The organism is Sedimenticola hydrogenitrophicus, from assembly GCF_025175675.1.
In the GTDB taxonomy this organism is placed as follows: domain Bacteria; phylum Pseudomonadota; class Gammaproteobacteria; order Chromatiales; family Chromatiaceae; genus Sedimenticola; species Sedimenticola hydrogenitrophicus.
Map to the genome: position 1 here is coordinate 1 of NZ_JANIOA010000078.1, position 5,359 is coordinate 5,359.

Annotated in this window: 7 protein-coding genes; 5 read left to right on the plus strand and 2 right to left on the minus strand. The window is 58.1% G+C overall.

Going from position 1 to position 5,359, the window contains the following annotated elements; all coding sequences use genetic code 11:
* The first annotated feature begins 23 nt into the window (after nt 1-23).
* The 4 genes from NPX02_RS20775 (at nt 24) to NPX02_RS20790 (ending at nt 3,137) form a co-directional block, all read left to right on the plus strand.
* The gene (locus NPX02_RS20775; protein ID WP_260295972.1) at nt 24-911 is read left to right on the plus strand and encodes a glycerol kinase; all 888 of its coding nucleotides are present in this window, start codon (nt 24-26) and stop codon (nt 909-911) included.
* 143 nt (nt 912-1,054) lie between these two features.
* Nucleotides 1,055-1,585, plus strand: a complete 531-nt coding sequence (locus NPX02_RS20780) for an REP-associated tyrosine transposase (RefSeq protein ID WP_260295973.1) — start codon at nt 1,055-1,057, stop codon at nt 1,583-1,585.
* A 192-nt stretch (nt 1,586-1,777) separates the two neighbouring features.
* The gene (locus NPX02_RS20785; RefSeq protein WP_260295974.1) at nt 1,778-2,515 is read left to right on the plus strand and encodes an HAD family hydrolase; all 738 of its coding nucleotides are present in this window, start codon (nt 1,778-1,780) and stop codon (nt 2,513-2,515) included.
* Between the two features lie 85 nt (nt 2,516-2,600).
* Nucleotides 2,601-3,137 carry a YaeQ family protein gene (locus NPX02_RS20790; RefSeq protein ID WP_260295975.1) on the plus strand — a complete coding sequence of 179 codons (537 nt, stop codon included), beginning with the start codon at nt 2,601-2,603 and terminating at the stop codon, nt 3,135-3,137.
* Between the two features lie 63 nt (nt 3,138-3,200).
* Here the strand turns inward: NPX02_RS20790 and NPX02_RS20795 are convergent, their stop codons facing one another.
* Nucleotides 3,201-3,887, minus strand: coding sequence for a 2OG-Fe(II) oxygenase (locus NPX02_RS20795; protein WP_260295976.1), 687 nt, complete (start codon nt 3,885-3,887; stop codon nt 3,201-3,203).
* 371 nt (nt 3,888-4,258) lie between these two features.
* Complete coding sequence (locus tag NPX02_RS20800) at nt 4,259-4,411, minus strand: CCGSCS motif protein (RefSeq protein WP_260295978.1); 153 nt, start codon at nt 4,409-4,411, stop codon at nt 4,259-4,261.
* A gap of 125 nt (nt 4,412-4,536) precedes the next feature.
* On the opposite strand from NPX02_RS20800, the gene NPX02_RS20805 reads away from it, so the two are divergent.
* Nucleotides 4,537-5,082: a hypothetical protein gene (locus tag NPX02_RS20805; RefSeq protein WP_260295979.1), complete on the plus strand. Its 546-nt coding sequence runs from the start codon at nt 4,537-4,539 to the stop codon at nt 5,080-5,082.
* The last annotated feature ends 277 nt before the right edge of the window (nt 5,083-5,359 follow it).

Here is a 5,359-nt window from a genome sequence, read left to right on the forward strand (position 1 = left end):
CAAATTAACAGGATAAAACCGGAATGGAAGACACCAAATATCTGTCCACCACAAAACTCTCCCAGAAGCTTGCCATACCCACAAAGCAGCTCTTCGGCCGGCTTCAGGAACTGGGCTATATTGACCGGAAGGATGAAGTGTGGGTGCTTAATCAATCCGGCATGGATGCGGGTGGGAAATACAAGGTCAGCGAAAAACTGGGCAAGTACATCGTCTGGCCGGAATCAATGCAACTGGAGAAGGCGACGCCCAGCGGCATGCTGACCGCCACCACCCTGGGCCAGAAGTTTGAACTTTCCGCGCGACGTATCAACCAGATCCTCTCCGAACACGGCTGGATTAAACGGCACGTGAAAGGCTGGCTGGTTACCCCGATGGGTCAGCGGGTAGGCGGCGAACAGCGGGAGGATAACAAATCGGGTATCCCATTCGTGTTGTGGCCTCCCGCGGTTGCGGCTAATCCGTCGCTGAAAAACACTATAGAAGAGTTGAAAGGGGATACCAAGGAGGCCAAGGAATTCCCGGTCAATGCGCCGTCGGCGGACAAGTCTTCAGGCTTCCGCGACAAGATGAAACCGAAGCTGCGTACCGCGGACGGTCATTTTGTCCGCTCGCGAGCCGAAATGTTGATCGATAACTGGCTGTATACGGCCGAGATTGTCCACGCCTACGAACGCCGCCTGCCGATCGAGGAGGAGGTGTACTGCGACTTTTATCTCCCGGCCGGCAAGGTCTATATCGAGTTCTGGGGTATGGAGAGCGATGCGAAATACTGCGAAAGAAAAAAGCAGAAGATCGCAATCTATGAGCAGTACGGTTTCAGTCTGATTGAGCTGAACGACCAGGATATCAGTAACCTGGATGATGTGCTGCCACGGCTGTTACTCAAACACGGTATAACCACATACTGAACCGAGTGATCAAATAGCAAAGGGAAACAGTAAATGCCCCTCATTCCCACGCTCCGCGTGGGAATGCATACAGTTGATGGAATCACTGTGCGATTTATGGATGTCTTCGAACTTAATCAAAAACAACTAACAAGGAGGTGGTTGTGGCAAGGAGCCGCTACAAGATTATCGATCCAACGGGTGCGTATTTTGTAACATGCACAGTGCTCCACTGGATACCCGTCTTCACGCGTCCTGTAACCGTGGAGATAGTTCTGGAGTCTCTTCGATTCCTGAAGAGTGAGGGGTTTCGGGTGTATGCCTATGTGATCCTTGAGAGCCACCTGCATATGGTCGTGCAGAGCAGTGATCTGAATCGTGATATGGCTCGGTTCAAATCGTATACTTCAAGGCAGTTATTATCCTATTTTACCGAACACAATGTCAGGCGGATTCTGGATCAATTGGCGTTTTACAAGAAGGCGCACAAGGGTGATCGGGTGTATCAATTCTGGGAGGAGGGGTATCACCCTGAGTGGATACAGAACGATGCGATGATGCGTCAGAAGGTGGAATATATTCATCAGAACCCGGTGAAACGCGGGTATGTGGATCAACCGGAGCATTGGCGCTATTCCAGTGCGCGGGATTATGCCGGGTTAGGCAGGTTGTTGGAGGTGGAGAGGATTTGGTGAGGTCCGGGTATGCATTCCCACGCGGAGCGTGGGAACGAGGGGGCGAGGAGCGTGGGAACGAGGGGATCCTGCAGGAGGCCCGCCCCCGGGCCGATGGAGCCGTGCACGATTGCGAAACCGTGCTGCCTTCGCGATGGGGCGTCGCTCCTACCGTGGTACTATCTCTGGATATTCTACTTGCAGGATACCGGTGTGCTGAAAGCAATATTTCTCGACCTGGATGAAACCCTCTGCGATACCCGAAAGGCGACGGATATCGCCAAGGCGCAGCTGGCCGAGACGGTGCGGGCGCGGTTCGGTGTGGATGGCGTGCTGTTTGCCGATAGCTACGAATCGGGCTTCTATCGCCGCTGGAGTGATGCCCAGCGGGCGCGTTATTTGTCGATTATTGAGTGGCAGGGCGAAGATGCGTTTCGCGTGCAGTTGATGATTGACCTGCTGGCTGAACTGGGTGCGGGCGAGGTGAGTCAATCCGTAGCGCAAGCCTTACAGAAGCAGTTCGACCATGACCGCCTGGCCGCCTTTGATTTCTTTCCGGGTATCGAGGCGTTTCTGGCCGAGGCCCGCCGGTTGTTCACCACCGTGGTGATTACCAATGGCCCGGTGTTTTCCCAGATACCGAAGATCGAGGCGGTCAATCTGGCGGCCCATGTGGATCACATCATTATCGGTGGCCAGGAGCCGGAGGAGAAGCCGGCGCGCTCCATCTTCGAGAAGGCCCTGAAGCTGGCCAACTGCGAGGCCCACGAGGCGATCCATGTGGGTGACAGCCTGGCGGCCGATATCGCGGGTGCCCACGGCAGTCGCATTACCTCTGTCTGGGTCCGGCATCAGCAGCCGCTGGATGCGGAACTGGGGATCACGCCCCATCACACAGTGATGCACCCGAGTGAGATACCGGCCCTGATTCGCGGATTGCAGCGGGATTGACTCGGTTGTCGGTCGAAAACGTGCTACCTTCCCCGCCTGTCAATGAGCCCGCTGAATCGTTCTCGGGTATCGTAAAGGACTCGTCATGGCCCTGAAGCCAACCATCTATAAATTTAACATCAGCCTGTCGGATATTAATCGTAACTATTACGACACCCTGAATCTGACGGTGGCGCAGCACCCGTCCGAAAACCCTGAACGGATGATGGCTCGGGTGATGGCCTATTGTCTGAATGCCCAGGAGTCACTGGTCTTTACCAAGGGGCTTTCGGAACCCGATGTGCCGGACATCTGGCGGCGCACGCTGGATGATCAGGTGGCCTTGTGGATCGACGTCGGCGAGCCGGCCGTGGAGCGGATCAAGAAGGCCACGCGACTGGCGAAAAGCGTCAAGGTCTACAGCTTCAATGCCAAATCCGATGTCTGGTGGGAGCAGTCCCGGAGCAAATTTGGCATGTTGCCGGTTTCGGTGTTTCGATTTGACGCCCGGGGTATCAGCAAGCTGGCCGCGTTGTTGCAGCGAACCATGACGCTGTCCGTCACCATCACCGGCGATTCCGCCTATGTGGCGACCGAGGCCGGGGAGTGTGAAGTGGAGTGGTCGCCGCTGCAGGCACGCTAGGTCTGTGGGATGGGCGGAGCCGGCACGGCGTAATCCATCAGGGTGATTCGGGTTGATCGGCCCTCAACGCGGCGGATCGATCTGCCGGTTGATGGAGCCGTTAATCCGGAACCAACCGGCCACGCTGTAGCGGTCCCGGTCGGCGGCCAACACCTCGTGGGGAAACTCCTCGCTGAGAAAGATTACCATCGTGCCGAAGGCGGGCACCACCTTGCTGATCTCGTCGCCGTCATCCGGGGCGTAGACCACCAGCTCGCCACCCTGGCCCGGTTCCCAGCCCATGTTCAGATAGGTGACCAGGGTCAGCACGCGGTTGGATTCGCCGCGAAAGGCGTCCAGGTGTTTTTTGTAAAAATCACCGGGGTGGTAGAGCGCGAAGTGACTCTCGAACGAGAACAGGCCGAGGAACAGGCGCCGGTTCAGGTAACGCTTCAGGCGTGCGGCCCAGTCGAACCATTGGCTGGCACCGGGGTGGGCGTCATCCATCCAGTAGATCTTGTCGCGGCGGATAAACGGGTTCCGGTCCTGCTCCAGGCCCCGGCCGATGCGCGCCTGGTGAAAGCGCTCCTCCTCCAGCAGGCTCAGGTAGCGTACCAGGCTGTCGGCGACAGGGTGGGGCAGGGCGGCGGGCAGAATGACGTAGCCCTGGGATTCGATGCCACAGGCGATGCGCTCGAACAGACCGTCCTCCTCGGGGGGGATTTCGGCATTGAACTCAGAGAGTGGATGTATCAAGCGGGTGGCGCTCAAAAGTGGGATCGGCTCCCGGCGTGCGCGGCCGGGCAGTGCTTGGCGTGGCGTTATTCTAGGCCCGGACACCGGTTTACGCCAGCATTATAAACTGGTGTAATTACAGTAAGTTATGTCGTTGTTAGGGCTTGCTGGAAGGCCGGAGTGACGGCCTGGTCTGGTCGGGAGCATTCCACGTTTGTCCAGAGGGGCTGGCGCCTTCTGCCGAGGGCGTCTGCCGCCAGGGATGGCGGCAGCGAGCCCCCATGGATGGGTTAACGGCGTCCCTCGACAGAAGATGCCAGCCCCTATACCGCGAATTCGGAACAATTGTGTAATGCTCCCGCCCGGTCGGGGACGGGGGAGGCCCGGCCTCCCCCGCTGGTCATCGGTCAGGAGCAGGAGCCGCAGCAGACGCCGGGGCGTTCCTCCTCTTTCTTCTCCTCGGTGGTCTCCACCTGGATATTCACATCGATCGCAGTGGTTTGCGGCTGCGCCTCATCGGCGTTGGTTTCGGTGGTGACCTGCTGGGTATCGGTGCTCATTTTATGCTCCATCCTAAATTCTCGGGTGATAAACTCGGTGGCCAGCATAAGGGGTGGCGTGCGGTCATGCCTTGTCCTTGCTCAATTTTGCAATGGCGGGAACTCAGTGGGGAGGGGACCAGACCATGGGGAAACAGTTTCAGGCATTCGTACTACTCGGATTGATCTCCGGGCTGATCTGCAGCTTCGGCGCACCCTATCTGCCGGATATCCAGTGGCTGGCCGATGCCTGGCCCGGCATGGTGCTGGGGCTGTTTCTGTTCTATGCCGGCCGCTATATCGCCCATCGGGATGGGCGCAAACCACTTTCGGCGCTGCTGGTGACGGTGTCGGTTGCGATTATCGGCTGGCGCCTGGCGGTCAAGGTGGGCACCGATTCGGGGCTGGACGAACGCTACCTGTACGCCGTGTGTGGCATCGTAGGGGCCGGTTGCGTGGCCCTGGGTCTGCTCTACGCCTGGCGTATCCGCTCCGGCATTCTGCTGTTTGTCCTGACCGTCACGGCGTCCGGGGCGCTGGGCGGGTTCCTGTTCTATCTGCTTGAACTGGCCAGCGGTATCAGCCACATACGTAGCGATCATCTGTGGACCACCCTGCTGTTCGGTGTCTGGCAGATGGTGCTGCTGGCAGGGGCTGCAGTCGGATTGCGTTTTGCCGCCGCCCGGCGTTAGGACTCCCGCAAGCCAAGGAGGCAGGGCTAATTGAATTCCCAACCTCGCCCGTGGGTCATTGCACCGGGCCTTCAAGCCGCGCTCTACGCACCCGATCTGGCGTCATCCCGCCCGTGCTGAATCGGTAACCCTACTAAAGAATGGCCGCAATCAACCGATAATCAGTCTAGACAATGGGGGGCGCCCTATTGTGGTTCGGATCATGCTGCCACGGATGACAACCTGACAGTCACTATGGGTACTCCGTCGGCGCGATATTGAGCCAGTCAACATTACA